We start from the raw sequence: 20,038 nt of genomic DNA on the forward strand, positions 1-20,038 counted from the left end.
GATATGAAAACGACACGAGAGATCATCATTGAACGCGCACTTCAGGAAATCGAAGACGGGATGTACGTCAACCTCGGGATCGGAATTCCGACATTGATCGCCAATGCGATTCCGGACGATATGCATGTCATGCTGCAATCCGAAAATGGACTGCTTGGCATCGGACCGTATCCGCTTGATCATGAAGTCGATGCCGATGAAATCAATGCCGGCAAAGAAACGGTCACGGCACAATCCGGTGCATCTTACTTCGACAGTGCCGAATCGTTCGCGATGATTCGCGGTGGGCACATCGACCTCGCGATCCTCGGCGGGATGGAAGTCGATCAGAACGGTGACCTCGCGAACTGGATGATTCCGGGCAAGATGGTCAAAGGCATGGGGGGAGCGATGGATCTCGTCAACGGAGCGAAACGCGTCGTCATCATCATGGAGCATGTCAACAAACACGGCGAATCGAAAGTCAAACAGGTGTGTACTTTGCCGTTGACAGGACGCGCTGTCGTCAACCGTTTGATTACGGACCGGGCCGTCTTTGATTTCACACCGGACGGAATGGTCTTGATCGAGACGCTGAATGGTCATACGGTCGAAGACGTCAAACAAGTCACGGAAGCACGATTCACGGTCAGTCCGGAACTCGAGCGCGTGACGGCAGGGGAGTGAAGCAGATGGTTCAAGGAGATATCGTACTCGTAACAGGTGCAGGAAGCGGAATTGGTCTTGAAATCTCAAAGGCGTTCGCTGCGGCAGGAGCGAAGGTCGTCGTAACGGACGTCCGCACGGAAGCAGCAGAAGTGGCGGCGGCAGCGATTCGCGCAGCTGGTCATGAAGCGGTCGGTATGACACTCAACGTCACCGATGAAGCACAGGTCGAAGCCGTCTTGAAGCAGACGGTCGAACAGTTTGGTCGACTCGACGTCTTGATCAATAACGCGGGTCTTCAACACGTCTCACCAATTGAAGAGTTTCCGACGGAGAAGTTCGAATTGATGATCAAGATCATGTTGACGGCGCCGTTCATCGCTATCAAACATGCCTTTCCGATCATGAAGGAACAAGGCTACGGACGGATTCTTAACATGGCATCGATCAATGGTTTGATCGGTTTTGCCGGGAAGGCGGCGTATAACTCGGCGAAGCATGGGTTGCTCGGCTTGACGAAGGTCGCAGCCCTTGAAGGAGCAGAACACGGAATCACCGTCAACGCGATTTGCCCGGGGTACGTCGATACACCACTTGTCCGCAATCAGATGGAAGACTTAGCGAAGACGCGTCACGTCGAGCTTGAGAAGGTACTCGAGGAAGTCATCTATCCGCTCGTTCCACAAAAACGGTTGCTCGCCGTCGAGGAAATCGCGGATTATGCATTGTTCCTCGCGAGCCGTAAAGCAAAAGGGATCACGGGACAAGCGAACGTACTCGATGGAGGATATACGATTCAATAAGGAGATGGAGCAGATGAGTGAAGCAGTCGTCATCGTCAGTGCGACGCGCACGGCGATCGGAAATTTTAATGGGAGTTTGAAGGACGTCAAAGCAACGGAACTCGGAGCGACAGTCATCCGCGCAGCACTTGAAAAAGCAGGTGTCGCTGGGAATCACGTCGACGAAGTCTTTTTCGGTAACGTTCTCTCAGCAGGACTTGGTCAAAATCCAGCACGGCAAGCGGCACTCGCTGCCGGATTACCGGAGACATGTCCAGCGATGACCGTTAACAAGGTCTGCGGATCCGGTCTCTCGGCCGTCCATCTCGCGTATCAGGCGATCAAGTCGGGCGAAGCCGATGTCATCGTTGCCGGTGGGATGGAGAACATGAGCCAAGCGCCGTATGTCCTATCGGGCGCACGGTCTGGGCTGAAGATGGGTGACCAACCGCTCGTCGATACGATCATCCAGGATGGACTTGAGTGTGCGTTTAATGACTATCACATGGGAATCACGGCAGAGAATTTAGCCGACGCCTATGAACTTTCCCGCGAAGCCCAGGATCAGTTCGCGGCGACGAGTCAGCAAAAAGCGCAGACGGCATTAGCGGAAGAACGGTTCGTCTCGGAAATCACGCCAGTGTTGATTCCACAACGAAAAGGCGACCCGATCCGTTTTGATCAAGATGAGTTTCCGCGTGCCGGAACATCTGTCGAAACACTCAGTCGTTTGCGCCCGGCATTCAAAAAGGACGGAACGGTCACGGCAGGCAATGCATCTGGCATCAATGACGGGGCTGCGGCGCTCGTCATCATGTCCGCGACAAAGGCAAAAGAACTCGGCGTGACACCACTCGTTGAGATCGTTGCGAACGGAACGTCCGGTGTCGACCCGAGCATCATGGGAATCGGTCCCGTCCAAGCGGTCCAAAAGGCACTCGATAAAGCGGGACTGACGCTTGACGAGATCGATGTCATCGAAGCGAACGAAGCGTTCGCGGCACAATCTCTCGCGGTCGATGCGGAGCTACAGTTCCCGCATGAGAAACTCAACCGCAACGGCGGTGCGATCGCGCTCGGTCATCCGATCGGTGCGAGTGGGGCGCGGATTCTCGTTACGTTGATCCATGAACTCGAGCGGACCGGTGAGACGCATGGTCTTGCGACGTTATGCGTCGGGGGCGGTCAAGGGGTAGCGACGATCGTCAAAAAATACGAAGATTAACTAATAAAGCACGAGACGAAGGAGATGCATGCTCCCGTTGTCTCGTGCTTTTTTGATGTTTTTAGCGAATCGTTAACCTCTTCTTATAACTGCTTTTTTCGAGAATTTGTACAGATGACATCCGTGACCATTCCTTCAAGGAAATCTCGGGATGTTGTTTTACGAAGTCGGAGACTATCATGTAGCCGAGTCTGTATTTCACGAACGCTGGAATTTGTTTTTCGTAATTTCCAAAGAACAGATCATCCGTCGTCAATCGTTCCGCATTCAGCTCCGAAATCACATGCTCTAAAGTATGGTCAAGTAGAGGGGCGATCGCTTCCGATGATTCCACAGGATAAAGATTGTGGGCAAAGAATTCCGCTTTTCCTTCGAGGATGATGTAATCGAGCATCGTCGCACGATTCGGTTCATCGAGGGCAACGGTATGATGGTACTCATGCGCCGTCGTATTGCGTAATGATGTTTCCGAAAAATCCTTCAAGAAGAATAGACTCATCGAATTGTTTCCTTGAGCGACACCGCTGACACCACCATAACGTTTGGCATCATCATGCTCGATTGGTGTCGTCGGGGAGACGAAGACGACGAGCTTCTGATCTCGTGGAAGTTGTTTCATCGAAGTCAGGAGACTGGACTTGATCTGTTTCATGATGCGCTGATGGTGTTTTTTCAAATATGTATTCATCTGTTTTAAGTCCTTGATGTTCTCCGATGGCTGTTCATAGAGGCTAGGAACGGGCATGGCTTGGAGCTGTTCTTTTTTGATGACGCTATTTTTAGCGCCCAATACATATTTTTTAAATAGTGCCTCTTTGTCCTCTGGATGTTTCGAAGCCGCTTGAATGTAATCGTCATACGCCTTGTACAAAGGAACGATTTGAATCTCTTGTTTCTCATGCGTAAATGAGATGTCATACGTCTTTGGTTTTTCGGCAGCCGGGGAACAACTGGCAAGTAAAAGGGTGGCGCTAAGAAGATAGATCGATTTCATAGAAAAACCTCCTGTTTAATTATCCATATATTTACTTTCTTCATGAAACCTTTTAATCCTACTACGTCATATGAACTTATGAATCCGATTTCATGCTTCGACGCACAGACGTAACAAATTCTATAGACCGTAGCTCCACCAAACTTTCAACATAATTTTCAGAATATTCTCCAGATAAACTCCTAGCACGAGCTCTTAAACGTATGGTATCCTTTCGAACGAAGTACTTCATCTGCTTAGGGAGCGAGATGAAGTCGATCATCATCAGTGGGGGTTTATTATGTCTAAAACTGTTCCAACATCATTTATCATCGTCATCGGCATGATGCTCTTCGCCTTATTCTTCGGGGCAGGAAATCTCATCTTTCCGCCGATGCTCGGACAGCTCGCAGGGGAGCATGTCTGGGTCGCCAATGCCGGATTCCTCGTCACCGGTGTCGGTCTACCATTGCTTGCGATTCTCGCATTCGCGTTTTCAGGGGAACGCGATCTACAAGCGATGGCGTCACGCGTTCATCCTGCGTTCGGGATCGGGTTCTCCGTCATTCTGTATCTTGCGATCGGTCCCTTCTTCGCGATTCCTCGTGCCGGAACGGTCTCGTATGAAATCGGAATCAAGCCTTTCTTCAGTGAATCGACGAGCCACTGGCCGTTGCTCATCTTCACGGTCTTGTTCTACACGGTTGCGTGTCTTTTATCATTGAATCCGACGAAAATCGTCGATGTCGTCGGGAAAGTACTGACACCGATTAAGATCACGTTCATCGGTCTGTTGATCGTCGTCGCTGTCCTCCATCCGATCGGAAGTTTTCAGAATCCTTTGAAGACATATCAGTCGAATGCCTTCTTTAACGGTTTCCAGGAAGGATATATGACGCTCGATGCACTTGGTGCCTTCGTCTTCGGGATTATCATCATCGCAGCGATCAAGGAAAAAGGTGTCACATCGAAGCGACAGTTGCTGTTGATTTGTACGAAAGCGTCATTGATTGCAGCAGCCTTGCTTGCAATCACATACTCGGCGCTTGCCTTCATGGGTGCTTCGAGTGTCTCTGAAATCGGACAGCTGGCGAACGGAGCAGAGATCTTGTCTGCTGTGTCCGATTATTACTTTGGTGAATACGGTGCGATTTTACTCGGTCTGATGATCACAGTCGCCTGTATGACGACAAGTGTCGGCTTGATCACGGCCTGTGCGTCGTTCTTCTCGGCACTCGTGCCAAAAATCTCGTACGTCAAATGGACGATTGGTCTATCAGTCTTCAGCGCACTCGTCGCGAACATCGGTCTGAATCAATTACTTGCCGTCTCAAAGCCAGTCTTGATGACACTTTATCCACTGGCAATCTGTCTCATTTTCCTGACATTCTTGCATCCACTCTTTAAAGGCAAACCAGCCGTCTATCAAGGGGCGCTGTGGATGACATTCGTTGTCAGTTTGTTTGATGGATTGAAGACAGCAGGGATTAACGTCTCAGCTGTCACGAAAGTGTTCGACGCGGTATTACCGTTTGCTTCCGTCAGTCTCGGATGGGTCGTTCCAGCCATCATTGGTGGAGCGATTGGAGCAATCGTTGGTAAGAAAACAGCACAGACACAATCGTCGTCGCGTGTAGCTTAAATTAAATCCTTTCACTCAGATTACACTGGGTGAAGGGATTTTTTTATTGTAACGATGAAACGTATTCTAGCAACAGTTGTTGACAAAAAGCGGTAGCATGATGCTATAGTGTTAACGAAAATGATATTCATTATCAATTAGAAGGGGTGATAGGTGATGTTTATCTAATTGAAAATATTCAAAGCTGATATACGGAAAAAGCATCTGATAGCAAATGTTTTTTAGGAGTGAGTTGAAAATGACAGAAGCATTGAATACATTTCGAGTGAGAAAACACGCGTTACAAACAGGAGGACAATTGACGTTACGTCCGAGTTTGATCATCGTCATACAAGGTGCTGGCATTACCTACACGGAAAGAAAACGTCTAGAGGCGGGAGAAGCCTGTTTCGTCAAGAAATCAGGTGAACGATTCATCGTTCAGGAGGGACATTGTCTCTTGTATCAGGTAGAGGTTGAACTGACGCCATTTCCAATCTTCCGACAACCAACGAATGAACTAGAGGAGTGCTTAGAACGAATGCAAGGGTGTCCAGAAACAATGACCGGTTCTCTTAGACAACATCGCTATTTGTATCAACTACTGGAGCAATTAAGTGAACGTCGTCATGAGCAGACGTTTGAGGAAGTGACGTTAGAGTGGTTAAAAGAACTCGGAAAATCAAGAACAGTCAGTGACTTGGCAAGTGAGTTAAACATGTCACTGCCGACGTTTTCTCGTCAATTCAAAAAGCACTACGATCAATCACCAAAGGAACTGCTTCATCAATTGCGGATGCAACGGGCGAAGGAGTGGATGATTGCACATCCAGATTGGACGATTGCCGAGATCGCAGAACGTGTATCAATCAATGATGAATTTTATTTCAGCCGTCTCTTTAAAAAGCGTGAGGGACTATCACCAAGTCAGTACCGGAAACGGTTGATTCCACGGGTCGGAATCTGGAGTCAAGCGTTGTTACAAGATCACTTATTGGCACTTGGCATTCAACCGGTCATCGCACCGTCTTTTCCGACACAATATCGTTCGAACGGTGTGCCAGACTATTTAAGTGAAATCGAAGGTACGCGACTATACGACGCGTCAGCAACGATTTTACCGGAATGGTTTGAGACATCAAATCTTGATCTCGTTTTACGGACACCGATACGAGGTGAACTACCACCTATGTTGACTTCTTGTCCGGTCATCGATATTTCGAAACAAACTTGCTGGAAGGATTACTTGTATGCTGTTGCTACGGCAACCGATATGCTTGAGCAAGCGACTGATATCATCAACGAAGTCGAGACGTTTGAATCAGTTGTGAAGCAACAATTCGAATTCAATCGGAATGTGACATGGGCAGTCATCTGGATCAGAGACTCAGAAATCAGACTGTACGGACGAACAGGGCATACGATGTTGGATTTTCTGTTCAATGAAATCGGTCTACGAGCAGTGGAAGGACTTCCGCATACCGTCTACATGACGATCAGCCTAGAAACATTACAGCAGTTAGATCCGGATGGTCTGTTCATACTGTGGAGTCAACCTGCAGATGTGGAACGAATTCGAGGAACGAAGGAGTGGAAAACGCTTCGTGCCGTTAGGACGGGGCGTATATTTCACCCAGACAGTGTAGATTGGGATCCGTGGGGACCACTTGGGAGGATGCATATGTTACGTCAATTGCATACATATATCAGCGATAGTAACTGTTTTGTTTGTCCATGAAGAATGAAAAGAAAATCCATGTCATTCGTAATTGATAATGATTATCATTACAGATGGAGTTCACAATGAGGCAGAGAAGGCTGATAAATGAACCTAAAAAGTCGTCACCTTGTCGTACGAATGTTAGGGAGGATCGTTTGTTTGATTTGTGTTAAATCTCACGACGATATGTGACTTCTGGCATTTAATCGATTGTGAAAACGGATTGAAGAAACTTGAAAACGTTTTACTTAAAATAAGTGCGTATACGCACCATCAAAAACGGGGAAACCCGTTTTTCTATTGATATGGAATGAGAATGATTTTCAATAAGGGGAGGAACAGAGCGTGCGAACATGCGAAGAACAAATCGAGCGATTAGCGACCGAGGTGACGCTTCAATCGTTCATGAACAGCTACATCAGAGAAGTGAACCCGGGCGAATGGGTCAACGAGAGACCGTTTGATGCATCCGAGACATCCTCTTTTTATTGGATGAAGCCATATCTCATTGAAATCAAACGTCGTTCCATCATCGGACGCCACGAGATTGGAATGATCCGTGAAGAGACAAAGAACGGATGGCGGGAAGTTTCAGCCATGTCTTGTATCATCACCTGTTGCATCAAGCTTCAAGATCAACATCCGGATCAAACGGACTTACTCTTTCGCGTTCTTGACAGTCACCGGACTGTGCAATTGATTTTGGAGGAACAACTGAACGCACAAGAGCAACAGACGTTCATCGATTATGAACAACGCTTGTGGTGTGGTCATTGGTTCCATCCGACCCCGAAAAGTAGAGTCGGTATGACCGACTGGCAACAAAAAGCGTATGCGCCTGAATTCCGTCAGCCGTTTCAACTTCACTATTTCACAGTACATGAGACATTGCTCGAAGAACGTTCAGGTAGCAACGAGACGATTACTCAGCTGATGAAAAATCAACTGGATAACTCAATCCAAGCGACGGCGCAAGAGCGAGTCATTCCAATTCATCCGCTTCAAGCCGAGTATTTGTTACGTCAGCCGACAATCAAGCAATGGATCGAGCAAAGTATTCTCCGTTATCATGGCGCAACTGGACCACTCTATAACGCGACTTCGTCGATACGGACCGTCGAAGCACTCGACCGAAGTCATATATTGAAGTTATCCATACCTGTCCAAGTGACGAACTCAAGACGCGTCAATAAACGGCACGAATTAGAGGCCGGTTATTTGATGCATCGATTGTTTCATCATCTGTCTCTTCCTGATACATTTGACCTCATTCATGATCCTGCGTATTTGGCGATCCGGACTAGAGAAGAAACCGGATTCGAAGTTATTTTGCGAGAGCCAGCACCCCACGCGGTAAATGTTGCGGCACTCGTCCAACCAGCATTGCCGGATTCAGAATCGCTCCTGCTGCGGCTCATTCGGCAGTCAGGATTAATCGAACCGGAACACGTCACTCGGTGGTGGAAACAGTACTTAGAGTTGACGTTAGGAGCGATCGTTACACTGTATGAGGAACAAGGAATCGGTCTCGAGGCACATCAGCAAAATAGTCTCATCACATTCGAAGACGGATGGCCGGTTCAATATCACGTCCGGGATAATCAAGGCTATTACTTAGCAGACACGAATCGAGATTCCTTCATCCTGCTGGAACCGGAATTGAAGCATACGACGTTGTTCTACCCAGAAGAAGTCATTGCTGAGCGTTTGACGTACTACATGATTTGGAACCATCTGGCGAGTGTCATCGACCGATTTGCAGCAGACACATTATTGAACGAAGAAGTTGCTATCGCGTTACTGCACGAATGGTGTCAGGTACGAGTTGAAAGTCTAGAAGGGCGAGGCAGAGCTTGGCTTTTGATGTTGTTAGAATCGCCGACACTTCCATATAAGGCGAATTTACTAACACGCCTACAAGGACTCGATGAACTCGAAGTCGAGGGAGAACGAGTTTGTTTCGTCGAGTTGGATAATCCGTTACGGGAGGACAACTATGCTTTACGACAGCAAAACACGTATCTGCAAACAACTTCTTGAGAGTTTGTTATTCGAACGGATTCTTCCTTTTACTGAAATGATTGTCGGAATGAAGCATCGTTTTACATTCCACATAAAAGATAGTGAAGTGACAGTCGAGGGCAAACGCGGTCCGTTCGACCGGATTCGGCTCGACATCAAGACGTTACGCTCATCGAAGTCATCTGGCGTCAACGACTGGTTTGAGCATCTTTTGACGCAGTTGCCGATCTCGGACGACTTTCAGGAAGAGTTGCGACGTACACATGATTTTGATGACTTGTCGCAGCAACATCGTCTACCAATCCACCGAGCAGGCTTGGATTATGAAGAGTTGGAGCAGACCATCATCGAAGGGCATCCCTATCATCCTTGTTATAAATCAAGGATTGGTTTTTCGCGAGCTGATCACGAGGCATATGGACCTGAAGCGGGCAATCGCTTCCAGTTACATTGGATTGCCTTACCTTCTACGCTCGTTCAAGGGAATAGAATCTTACCTATTCCACTGATTCTTGGAGAATCGCTTCTACATATGTTTTTAGTCAAACTGGAAGAGCTCAATCAAACCGATTATCAGATTCTTCCGGTCCATCCGTGGCAGTGGTCACGTATCCAACAGGAAGTGGCACAAGTCGGAGGTGTCGACTTAGGAGAAGGTGGTGTCTTCGTACAAGCGACGCAGTCGATTCGAACCGTTTTTTGTCCAGGTCACCCCGAACTACCGCATATCAAATTGCCGCTAGACTTGAAGCAAACGTCAGCCGTTCGGACTTTTTCCGTTCCGAATGTCGTGGCAGCTCCTGCGGTATCGGATTGGTTGAAAAAACAGGCGAGTGAATTGCCGGTGACGCTGTTATCTGAATTTGCTTCATCTGTCGTTTCGAGCGGTCCACTTGCGGGTCGGGTCGGCTGTGTCTTTCGAGAAAATGTCTTGACGTATGCTCAACCGGGCGAGCAAGTCATGCCTTTGACGGCACTTGCTCAAATCGAGGTCGACGGAAGACATTTTCTAGGTCCGTGGTTGGAACGATATGGTCATGAACGGTGGCTCCGTCGATTCTTCGGCGTCTATCTCGAACCAGTCATCCGACTTGTGACCGAGAAAGGAATCGGTGTGGAAGCTCACGCCCAAAATACGTTACTTGTCTTACGGGATGGATGGCCGGAACGGATCATTCTCCGCGATTTTCATGATAGCGTCGAGTTCGTCACCGAGTTGCTCGATGATCCATCGGATGTACCCGATTTTAAGAGGCTACATCCTGATTTTGATGCACCGCTCAATACCTATTATGAAATGTCACACCCGCTTGCCTTACGCGAGCTGCTGTACGATACATTATTCGTCTATCATTTGACGGAACTAGCGTATCAACTTGAACTGACGGAGAACTTGAATGAAGCGACGTTCTTTGATTGGATGCATCAGACGATCGAGGGGTTGCCGATTGATCGAGACCGACTAGAACGAATCGGATGGTACGAACAAAGAGTAACGGCAGAAGCCTTACTGGCACCACGGTTTGGTTTGACGAATCAAATCGATGTAAAAAATTCACTAGTTCAACGAGGAGAGGAAGACGATCATGCTATGGATTGAGAAAGAATGGGTGACAGAAGAAGAATTGACGACACACGAACTGGTGAAGCAATCGTTCATAACGGAAGGGAAGACCGTAGCCATCTGTACGTTAGATACAAAAGCATGGTTAGCCCTCTGTCTTGCGATGCGACGTATGAATGGAACAATCCTTCCCATTCATCCGGAGACGCCTGTTTCTGGTGCTGAGCGTCTAGCGATACAAGCCGGATGTGGCTATTTGATTTATCAAGAGACCATCATTCCGCTTCCGGAAGCGGAAAAACGTGCGGGTGGATTGATTCAATTCAGTTCCGGTACGACGGGGCAACCCAAAATCATTCACCGGACATGGGAGTCGATCGAGACGGAACTGACTGCTTATACGAACAGTTTTCCGCTGACGACCAAAGCGACGATCATTGCTTGTCCGACGACGCACTCATTCGGATTACTGTGTGGAGTGTTTGCGACTTTAAGACGCGGAGCAACACCAGTCATCCTACAAGACTTCTCACCACGTCATGTGCTAGCAATTCATCGTTTGCATCCGGACGCTATCATCTATATGGCACCGGGACTGGCGTATGCGATGAGTTTGTTCCCGGAAACAGTTCACGCAGTGATGATTTCCGGGATGACATTACCAGAAAAATGGTTCCGTTCGATTGAACGGAAGACACATCATTTGCTTCAACAATATGGCTGTTCAGAAATCGGTTGTATCGCACTACATCCGAATCCGCCGAGTCCGCAAGCGATCGGATTTCCGTTAGAACACCTTGAAATTGAAACTGGAACGAAGGGGAAACCAGCAGAACTAGTCGTTTCGCAACAAGGCGTACGGATTGGTACGAAGGATTTAATGTACGTTGAAGACGGGCTGCACTTTCTTAGCCGACTCGATGAGATGATCAATGTGTCTGGCTTATCCGTCTATCCCGGGGAAGTCGAAGATGTCTTGTATCAGCTTCCAACCGTCGAGGCTGTCGTCGTCTTTAAACGAATGGATGCGTTCCAAGGAGAGCGCGTCTGCGCTCAACTCGTGACGACGGCATCGGAGGAAGAACTGAAACAACATTGTATGAAGCATCTCGCACCTCATCAACGACCGACGGAGTGGCAAATCGTTGAGCAAATCGAGCTGTCTGCGAATGGGAAAGTGAGTAGAAAACGATTGGGGGAACAAACATGTCCCGTTTAACGATTGCGCAATTCGAAGATATACTGACCGAACAGCTCGAATGGTCATCATCTGTCCCTGTCTCGACAACAGACTCTCTACGAGATGATCTAGGACTGGATTCGATGCGTTTGATTCATCTGTTGCTTCACCTTGAATTGGAACACGGGTTAGTGATTCCAGATGAGCACATGTCAGCCCTCCCCAAAATGCGAGTAGAAGAGTTAATGTCTGTTTTACAGGAGGTCATACATGATTAAAGTACACTGTCTCGTCAGTTGCGTCTGCGAGACGATCAAACGATCGGCCGCTGATCATCGTCCCTATTACTTTGGCGTATGGGATTCTTCGTTTTCCTTGTCAGCCGATTATGTCCTCTCACATCATGATAAGAAGATCAACCATCAGGAGATGCTTAATTGGTATGAACGTCTTTACGGAATCCCAGTCGAAGAATGGTACGACCAAGAACAGTCAAAAGACGAAAACATCGCTCAGCTGATTCAACGAATCGAACAGAAAAACGAGGACGAGTCAGTGATCGTCATGTTGGATTTAGCTAGTCTACCTGAGCGCGAAAATAAATTTCACCATGATGTGTTTCCCCACTACGTCATGTTAGAGGCGACAGAAGATCCGGAAATATGGCACATGCTTGATCCTGATTTCCGGTATGAAGGTGAAATAGAAAGAGAACGTATTCTTGCAGCAGTACGTCATCCTGCTGTCGCTGGTGGATTTGCGTTTCGAAGTACGGATGTTCGAGTACCGGACGCGACGACGGTAAGTGCGTATTTCATGAGTTGTATAAAAGTACAACATCCATTGACTGAGGCAGTCAAACGTGTTGTGCATCACTATCGTGAACAACCTGAGGGATTGCCGAATGCCTTAAAGCAGTTACCTGTGATTGCCATTCGAAAATATGCCTATGAGCATGCATTTGCTTATTTATATGAAGCGATTGGACGCAACTTGCAGACATCTGATTTTGAAGAATGGACGGATGAGGTTGAAACATTAGTCAATCAATACTCTGTCATCCAGCATCGGGCTGTCAAATACGCTGTAACACGTCAACCGGAAGTGTACTTAGAAATCGAACGATTGATCGAAGAACAATGGGCACGGGAAAGTGCAATCAAACGGCAACTCGTCGACACGTTCCATGCGTATCAACGACAGGAGGGGATTGAACATGAAACTCGCACTCTGTACGATCAGCTATCGGCATCATCTGCGTTCATTTAATGATTTGATCGATTTTGCTACAGAAGAACACTTTGACGCTATTGATATTTGGGGTGTTCATGCTGAACATTTAAGAACGGAAGAAGTCGATCGGCTGAAGTCGTCCCATCTGAACGTCAGTATGTTGAGTCATTATTTAAATTTAAGCGCACCGATGTCAAAACTACTTGCGGAGACGAAACGACTCTCGCGATTAGCGACACGAATCGGAACGCAGCGCATCCGCATCTTTGCTGGTAATGAGGCGAGCCATACCTTATCCGATGCCAAATTGGATCAACTCGTTTATCGATTGAACGGGATTTGCCGTGTCCTTGATCCTGCAGGACAGCGATTATTACTTGAATTTCATCCGAACACGGCAACAGATACGGTAGAGGCAACGGTTCGTTTGCTACAAGCGATCAACCACCCGGCATGTCGGATCAACTTTGACGTCTTGCATGTCATCGAATCAATGGTAGATCCCGTCGAAGCATACTTCAGACTTGCATCGTATGTGGATCACCTTCATTTAAAGACAGTGGAAAATGCTGAACAGTTCGCAGTATTTGAACCAACGAATGTATATGCAGCAAGCGGATCACGGGAAGGGATGGTTCCATTATTCGAAGGTATCGTCGATTATAAACGGTTCTTTGAAGACGTATCGGCTCATCTCGATCACTTGACGGCAAGCCTTGAATGGTTCGGTCCTGATCCGGATAAGCGATTAAGCGAAGATCGACGTCTTATTGTTCAAGCACTTGAAAGAGTACCCGTTTTGTCAAGATGATTCGACTTGATGGGGTTTAAACGTCAGCAGAAAAGGCAATTCCTCTACTGTATGTCATTGACCATCGTGTCCCTTACAGAAAGGATGTTGAAACATGTCAGAACGTGTCTTCATTAGTCCCTCAAAGTATGTCCAAGGAAAGGATGTCATTGACCGGCTCGGTACATATGTGAGCCCGTTCGGTGAAAAAGCGCTCGTCATCGCGGATGATGTCGTTTGGAAAATCGTCAAGGAACGTGTCGAGCATTCGTTATCCGGCGAAAATGTCGGCATCGAGAAAGCGGACTTTAGTGGTGAAGCCTCACGGCATGAAGTGAAACGAATCGCTGAGCAAGCACAGGCAGCAGATGTCCGGTTCGTCATGGGTGTGGGAGGCGGAAAGACGCTCGATACGGCAAAAGCCGTCTCGGATGAGCTGAACGTCTCCGTCGTCATCGTTCCGACGCTTGCTTCGACCGACGCACCGACGAGTGCCTTGTCCGTCATCTATTCCGACGAAGGGATTTTCGAAAGCTATCGTTTCTATAAGAAGAATCCCGATCTCGTTCTCGTCGATACAAAATTGATCGCCCAAGCACCAGCGCGCTTCTTCGCGTCCGGAATCGCCGATGCGCTCGCGACGTGGGTTGAGGTCCGGAGTGTCGTCGCTTTTGGTGGACAAACGATGGCAGGGGGACGACCGACGATTGCGGCACAAGCGATCGCCAAACGGTGTGAGGAAGTCTTGTTCGAGCATGGTCGCTTGGCGTATGAATCCGTTCAAGCGCAAGTCGTCACACCGGCACTTGAAGCCGTCGTCGAGGCGAATACGCTCTTAAGTGGACTCGGTTTCGAGAGTGGTGGGCTAGCTGCAGCGCATGCGATCCATAACGGGTTCACAGCGCTGGACGGTGAGATTCACCACTTAACGCATGGTGAGAAAGTTGCCTTTGGTACACTCGTTCAACTGGCGCTCGAAGAACATCCACAAGAAGAAATCGAGCGGTACATCGCGCTCTACACGGATCTTGGCTTACCGGTGACGCTCGAAGACGTCAAGCTAAAAGATGCGTCGCGTGAAGATATCGTCAAGGTCGGCGAGGCAGCGACTGCTGAAGGCGAGACGATTCACAGCGGTTTCAACGTCACGGCGGACGAAGTCGCGGATGCGATCATCGCAGCTGACCGCTATTCGAAAGCGTATCTAGCGAAACATGCTTCTTCCTGATTGATGCGTTTAAATCCGCTTCCTCTACCGAGAGGAAGCGGATTTTTTATGGGCTTTCGTCGAATGACGCTTGAATTCTTCTTAAAAACACGCTATCGTTATAAAACGTAATGATTACGATTTAATTCAGGTAAAGGAGTTTTTGTGATGACGGATCGATATGAATGGGTGATTGTTGGCGGAGGAATTCATGGAATGACGGTATTCAATGCCTTACGTGAAAAAGGAATCGATCGGGAGATGATACGGATCATCGACCGTCATCGGCAACCATTGATGAACTGGCGTAAACAAACCGAACGAATCGGCATGCCTTACCTACGTTCAACTCGGGTGCACCACACTTCGACGAATCCGACGAGTCTCAGGCATCATGCTGAAGAACAGGATTATACACATCAAGCCTTCAAGGATACATACGGGCGACCATCCTTGGAATTATTCAACGACCATGCCCTTCAATTGGCGCAACGAAATGAAGTGGAGGCGAGCTGGGTCCAAGGGGAAGTCACAGGACTAAGACGAGAGAGCGAAACGTGGATCGTCTCGACAGACGAAGGTGAGTTACGAGCAAACCGTGTCGTTCTCGCCCTCGGACAATCGGAGCATCACGTCATGCCAGAGTGGGCGAAATCGGCGCGTCACGTTTTCTTATCGAAGCACGATACACCACCGGTCGTCATCATTGGAGGTGGAATCAGTGCCTTGCATCATACGATTCAATGTGCCGAGCGCTATCCTGGACAGGTGACCCTCCTTTCACGACGTCCGCTCGAAAAAAGTGCATTCGATGCGGATCGGAAGTTCATGGGACCAAAAGGATTGACGCCATTCAAGTCCTTGTCGGCTAGCGAAAAACGAGCGTTGATCGTACAGGAGCGTCGCCCCGGAACGGCAACACAGGACTTGATTCAACGTGTCCGTCATCTGATTCGAGAAGGAATCATCAGTCATGTGATTGGTGAAGTCGAGCAGGAAATCGGAAGCGGAGTGAAGCTGACAGGTGGTCGCATCATCACCGCTAAATCGATTATTTGCGCAACGGGTATCCGTCCGATGGTCGTCGAAGGATCTTGGCTTGAAGCGGTACAGCAAGAGTTGAATCTGCCATTGTCTCCTTGCCGGACGCCGTTATTAGATGAAGAAACCTTTGAATGGGGAGAGAACTTATTCGCGACTGGCAGTCTTGCTGACTTGACGGTTGGACCGTTCGCTCGGTCGATTTACGGGGGACAAGCTGCAGCACGTGCGATTGTCTCGACGATTCAAGAGAAACAGACTACGCTTGTTTCCGTTTAAAAGAATAGGAAAAGCCCCGACCACATGACTTATCAATGACGTCATGCGGTCGGGGCTTTTTTTAGAGGTAATCGAGTGGATTGACGCTGCTACCAGCTGATGTTGCGCTGTAGACGTACGATCCCTTATGAAGTTCAAAATGTAAGTGTGTTCCGAAAGCGTTACCTGTCTCACCGACTGTACCGACTTTTTGACCTTGGGCGACGGTTTGACCGACCGAGACGGAGCGGCTATTCATATGTGCATACAGACTGATGAACGGCGATCCGTTGACAGTGTGTGAGACCATAACGTAGTTGCCGTATGCGCCTTTGAACTGAGACGTAATGACCTTACCGCTTGCTGTCGCATAGACTGGAGTACCTTTTGCTGCGCCATAATCGATACCGTTATGGAACGTATATCCGTAAGCACCGCTTGCCTTACCATATCCTTGCGTGATCGGGCCACTCGTTGGTGTCGCGAAGCTTTTTGACGTCGACGTCGAGGCTTTTGATGCGCCACTGCTGTTTGTCAGTGTCAAGACAGCATATTTCGAGACGTAGTCAGCGTGCACAAATCGTTTGTCGCCACCGTATAGGAACTTGATCCAGTCACCTGTCCGACCGAGGTAGCGGAATGTCTCGCCTTTATCGACACTTCCGACGACTGCACTGCTCGTCGAGTTGCTGCTACGAACGCGAAGATTGTCGACGTTGACTTTAATCTTATAGATACGTGTTACAGAATATTTCTTAACATATGTAGAAGAGACGTAGACTTTTTTTGAACCATAGAGGATTTTCGTCCAGTTCCCTGTCCGTCCGAGATACTTGTATGTGTCACCTTTTTCAAAGCTCGTGACCGTACCGTAAGATGTCGAAGGACCCGTCCGAGCGCGTAAGCCGTCCTCCATGACCTTCACCTTATAGAACGTCGTTGCAGCATCCGCACGCGGGATGGCAAATGATGCAAAACTTGCGACAGCGATGGCTGTCGCCGAGACACCTTTCCAAAAACCATGCATGATTCATTCCTCCTGAATATGTAATCTGTGTGACTAAACCGTTATGTAAATTTCATAGATGAGTATAACATTTACGAATTTGTTTAAATGTTACATTCACATTTCGATATTATTTCAATAAATTATATTAAACGGACTTAATTTTATTCATTTTCCAATAATCATAAAATCCTTTGACAAGATTGGATGGAATTGGATAAGGTGAAATGCCCACTGAAAATCAAAAAAGGTACCTCAGATGAGGTACCTTGAAATGCTTATAAGAAAGCGAGTGGGTTGACACTGCTTGCTGCAGAAGAACCGCTGTAGACGTAGTTTCCACGATGAATCTCGAAGTGTAAGTGTGATCCAGACGAGTTCCCTGTACTACCGACTGCTCCGATGTTCGCGCCTTTCGGGATCGATTGACCGACGAAGACAGAACGTTTGCTCAAGTGAGCATACACCGTTGTGTACGAAATACCGTTCACTTTATGTTCGACCATGACATGGTTACCATAAGCTCCCTGATATGACGACTTAATGACTTTTCCGGCAGCAGCTGCTTTAACTGGTGTTCCAGTAGGTGCACCGAAGTCGATTCCGTTATGGAACGTGTAGCCGTATTTCCCGCTAGCATTCCCATACCCTTGTGTGATCGATCCGCTTGTCGGACGCATGAATCCAGTCGACGAAGAGAATGATGCTTTTTTCGCTGATTTTCCAGAAACACTGTACTTCTTGACGTAACCAGAATAAACGAAGCGTTTTTCGCCTTTATGCATGATCTTCGTCCAGTTTCCTGTCCGACCAAGGTATTTGAATGTTTGACCCGCATTGACGCCGTCGACGATGCGGTGTTTTAACGATGGGCCAGTCCGGACGCGAAGTCCGTCTGCCTTGATTTTAACTTTATACGATGAGCCAGAAGCGGCTTCAACCTTACCTGTACCCGTAGCTGCAAAACCTGAAACAACGAGGGCGCTCATTGCTAACGTCGTGATTGTTCGTTTCATGAATGTTCCTCCTAAGTTGAATATCTAGTGTTGTCGTCGGAATGACATCTATAGAAGTGGATGCGTTTAGTGTGTGTTGAAGTGAGTGATGCGGTCATTTGACTAACGAGAGTATAGCATTCAAACATCAGACGGTTGTGTTTCAATTTGATTGCTTAAATATATTCTAATAACAATTGTTGTAATATTGAATACATATTCAATCTCAAAATCCCTTAAAATCAAGATGAATCCGTGTTACAACGAGATGAATTTGATGACAAAACGCAATCGTGGGAAATGATGAGAAAGTATGGGAGTCTAATAAGATGAGAGTAGGTAATGGAATGGATTTGACGTTTACAGTAAATCAAAAAAAGCTTAATATTCGCGCAGTGGCGCTGTTGATTCAAGATGGACATCTGTTGATTCATCGTCAGGGAGAAGATGATTTTTGGTCATTACCGGGAGGGCGTGTTCAGTTCGGTGAAAGTGGTGCCAAAGCGATTGAACGTGAAATATTAGAAGAACTCGGTCAGTCGATCGAGCCACCGGTCTTCCGTTTCCTCCATGAAAATTTCTTTGAGTACGCTGATCACCAGTTTCATGAACTAGGGATGTTCTATGAAGTCGTTTGCAAAAAACCGCTGCCTTTATTAACAGAGGATTTTTACGGTCCAGAAGGTGAAGGGTTGACGTATCGCTTCGTTCCGTTCAACAAACTGGATCAGTATATATTGTATCCAAGCGAACTATCAAACATGCTCCAAACGAATGTATTCCCAACACTGTTGACGAATGACATCTGACTTTTCCAGAAAAACGTTTATAGATGTATCTCAAGGGAATGGTTAATCATGTAGTTCATTCCAACAGTGATAAGGGAGCTGATCGTTCATGAGAGAAGAACAGTTCGAAGCGATGCATCAAGAAGCACGAGGGCAGACGCAGGAACAACAACCCGGTGTCGAGTACGCCATGAAACCAGAACCGATTTACGATGATCCGGACTATGTCGGTTCAGGAAAACTGACGGGGAAGGTCGCGCTGATCACGGGCGGGGATAGTGGAATCGGTCGTGCCGTTGCTGTCGCTTATGCGAAAGAAGGGGCAAACGTCGCGATCGTTTACTTAAATGAGGGGAAAGACGCGGAAAAGACGAAATCGTTGATTGAAGGCTACGGGGTCAAAGCCTTAAAAATCGCAAAAGATGTCAGTCAACCGGAAAATGCACAAGAGATCATCGATACGGTCATTGCAGAATTCGGTCAATTGAACATTGTCGTCAATAATGCCGGGAAACAATTCCCGCAGGATGATTTTCTTTCGATTACACCAGATCAATTGAAGGAAACGTTCGAGACGAATGTCTTTTCGATGTTCTATTTGATTCAAGCGGCGCTTCCGCATCTGCATAAAGAAGATGCAATCATCAATACCTCATCGGTGACGGCTTATCGTGGGGCACCGACGTTGATCGATTACTCAGCGACAAAAGGGGCAATTACGACATTAACACGTTCACTCGCCTCGAGCTTGATTGAGAAGGGAATCCGCGTTAATGCCGTCGCACCCGGTCCGATTTGGACGCCACTCATTCCGGCGACGTTCTCGAAGGAGAAAGTCGAGTCGCATGGGGAAGATACATTAATGAAACGCCGGGGACAACCGTCGGAAAATGCACCGGCTTATGTCTATCTGGCTTCTCGCGATTCAAGTTACATCACGGGTCAGACGATTCATATCAATGGCGGCGATTACATCACGTCTTAAGGG

18 protein-coding genes are annotated in these 20,038 nt (G+C 47.7%); 15 read left to right on the top strand and 3 right to left on the bottom strand.

From position 1 onward, the window contains the following. Positions 1-3 precede the first annotated feature (3 nt). The 3 genes from KNQ09_RS02525 to KNQ09_RS02535 are packed head-to-tail and all read left to right on the top strand — an operon-like array spanning position 4 to position 2,652. Positions 4-666 (top strand): 3-oxoacid CoA-transferase subunit B, encoded by a 663-nt coding sequence (locus KNQ09_RS02525; protein WP_214857231.1) that lies wholly within the window; start codon positions 4-6, stop codon positions 664-666. Between the two features lie 5 nt (positions 667-671). Continuing rightward, positions 672-1,448, top strand: coding sequence for a 3-hydroxybutyrate dehydrogenase (locus KNQ09_RS02530; RefSeq protein ID WP_214857233.1), 777 nt, complete (start codon positions 672-674; stop codon positions 1,446-1,448). Positions 1,449-1,461: 13 nt separating this feature from the next. Beyond that, positions 1,462-2,652 carry an acetyl-CoA C-acetyltransferase gene (locus KNQ09_RS02535; protein ID WP_064300167.1) on the top strand — a complete coding sequence of 397 codons (1,191 nt, stop codon included), beginning with the start codon at positions 1,462-1,464 and terminating at the stop codon, positions 2,650-2,652. A gap of 61 nt (positions 2,653-2,713) precedes the next feature. Here KNQ09_RS02535 and KNQ09_RS02540 read toward each other — a convergent pair whose 3' ends face one another. Continuing rightward, on the bottom strand, positions 2,714-3,646 hold the full coding sequence (locus KNQ09_RS02540) for a DUF2268 domain-containing putative Zn-dependent protease (protein WP_214857235.1): 933 nt from the start codon (positions 3,644-3,646) through the stop codon (positions 2,714-2,716). Positions 3,647-3,926: 280 nt separating this feature from the next. Here KNQ09_RS02540 and brnQ point away from each other — a divergent pair, with 280 nt between their 5' ends. The 10 genes from brnQ to KNQ09_RS02590 all read left to right on the top strand — a co-directional run bounded on the left by brnQ (position 3,927) and on the right by KNQ09_RS02590 (position 16,282). Further along, complete coding sequence (brnQ, locus tag KNQ09_RS02545) at positions 3,927-5,267, top strand: branched-chain amino acid transport system II carrier protein (RefSeq protein WP_064300165.1); 1,341 nt, start codon at positions 3,927-3,929, stop codon at positions 5,265-5,267. Between the two features lie 238 nt (positions 5,268-5,505). Beyond that, the gene (locus KNQ09_RS02550) at positions 5,506-6,984 is read left to right on the top strand and encodes an AraC family transcriptional regulator (protein WP_064300164.1); all 1,479 of its coding nucleotides are present in this window, start codon (positions 5,506-5,508) and stop codon (positions 6,982-6,984) included. 327 nt (positions 6,985-7,311) lie between these two features. Then, the gene (locus KNQ09_RS02555; protein WP_214857237.1) at positions 7,312-9,006 is read left to right on the top strand and encodes an IucA/IucC family protein; all 1,695 of its coding nucleotides are present in this window, start codon (positions 7,312-7,314) and stop codon (positions 9,004-9,006) included. Positions 9,007-9,055: 49 nt separating this feature from the next. After that, positions 9,056-10,588, top strand: coding sequence for an IucA/IucC family protein (locus KNQ09_RS02560; RefSeq protein WP_214857239.1), 1,533 nt, complete (start codon positions 9,056-9,058; stop codon positions 10,586-10,588). Then, the gene (locus tag KNQ09_RS02565) at positions 10,575-11,771 is read left to right on the top strand and encodes an AMP-binding protein (protein ID WP_064300161.1); all 1,197 of its coding nucleotides are present in this window, start codon (positions 10,575-10,577) and stop codon (positions 11,769-11,771) included. Before KNQ09_RS02560 ends, KNQ09_RS02565 begins: the two co-directional genes overlap by 14 nt. Next, entirely contained in the window at positions 11,759-12,010 is a 252-nt protein-coding gene (locus tag KNQ09_RS02570) for a phosphopantetheine-binding protein (protein ID WP_064300160.1), read from the top strand. The genes KNQ09_RS02565 and KNQ09_RS02570 overlap by 13 nt, the downstream gene beginning before the upstream one ends. Continuing rightward, positions 12,003-13,001, top strand: coding sequence for a DUF6005 family protein (locus KNQ09_RS02575; protein WP_214857240.1), 999 nt, complete (start codon positions 12,003-12,005; stop codon positions 12,999-13,001). Before KNQ09_RS02570 ends, KNQ09_RS02575 begins: the two co-directional genes overlap by 8 nt. Next, positions 12,949-13,776 (top strand): sugar phosphate isomerase/epimerase family protein, encoded by an 828-nt coding sequence (locus tag KNQ09_RS02580; RefSeq protein WP_214857241.1) that lies wholly within the window; start codon positions 12,949-12,951, stop codon positions 13,774-13,776. Before KNQ09_RS02575 ends, KNQ09_RS02580 begins: the two co-directional genes overlap by 53 nt. A gap of 94 nt (positions 13,777-13,870) precedes the next feature. Beyond that, positions 13,871-14,983: a glycerol dehydrogenase gene (locus KNQ09_RS02585; RefSeq protein WP_023467840.1), complete on the top strand. Its 1,113-nt coding sequence runs from the start codon at positions 13,871-13,873 to the stop codon at positions 14,981-14,983. A 147-nt stretch (positions 14,984-15,130) separates the two neighbouring features. Next, a complete protein-coding gene (locus KNQ09_RS02590) occupies positions 15,131-16,282 on the top strand; it encodes an FAD/NAD(P)-binding protein (protein ID WP_214857242.1) in 1,152 nt (383 codons plus the stop codon). 61 nt (positions 16,283-16,343) lie between these two features. Here the strand turns inward: KNQ09_RS02590 and KNQ09_RS02595 are convergent, their stop codons facing one another. Together KNQ09_RS02595 and KNQ09_RS02600 are read right to left on the bottom strand one after the other, a co-directional pair. Then, a complete protein-coding gene (locus KNQ09_RS02595) occupies positions 16,344-17,288 on the bottom strand; it encodes a peptidoglycan DD-metalloendopeptidase family protein (protein ID WP_214857243.1) in 945 nt (314 codons plus the stop codon). A 257-nt stretch (positions 17,289-17,545) separates the two neighbouring features. Next, on the bottom strand, positions 17,546-18,283 hold the full coding sequence (locus tag KNQ09_RS02600) for a peptidoglycan DD-metalloendopeptidase family protein (protein ID WP_050676998.1): 738 nt from the start codon (positions 18,281-18,283) through the stop codon (positions 17,546-17,548). Between the two features lie 308 nt (positions 18,284-18,591). Here KNQ09_RS02600 and KNQ09_RS02605 point away from each other — a divergent pair, with 308 nt between their 5' ends. Then, positions 18,592-19,071, top strand: a complete 480-nt coding sequence (locus tag KNQ09_RS02605) for an NUDIX hydrolase (RefSeq protein WP_251138074.1) — start codon at positions 18,592-18,594, stop codon at positions 19,069-19,071. Positions 19,072-19,159: 88 nt separating this feature from the next. Next, a complete protein-coding gene (locus KNQ09_RS02610) occupies positions 19,160-20,035 on the top strand; it encodes an SDR family oxidoreductase (RefSeq protein WP_029341323.1) in 876 nt (291 codons plus the stop codon). Positions 20,036-20,038 lie beyond the last annotated feature (3 nt).

Origin of the sequence: Exiguobacterium sp. s191 (genome assembly GCF_018618955.1) — a bacterium.
GTDB lineage: Bacteria > Bacillota > Bacilli > Exiguobacteriales > Exiguobacteriaceae > Exiguobacterium_A > Exiguobacterium_A abrahamii.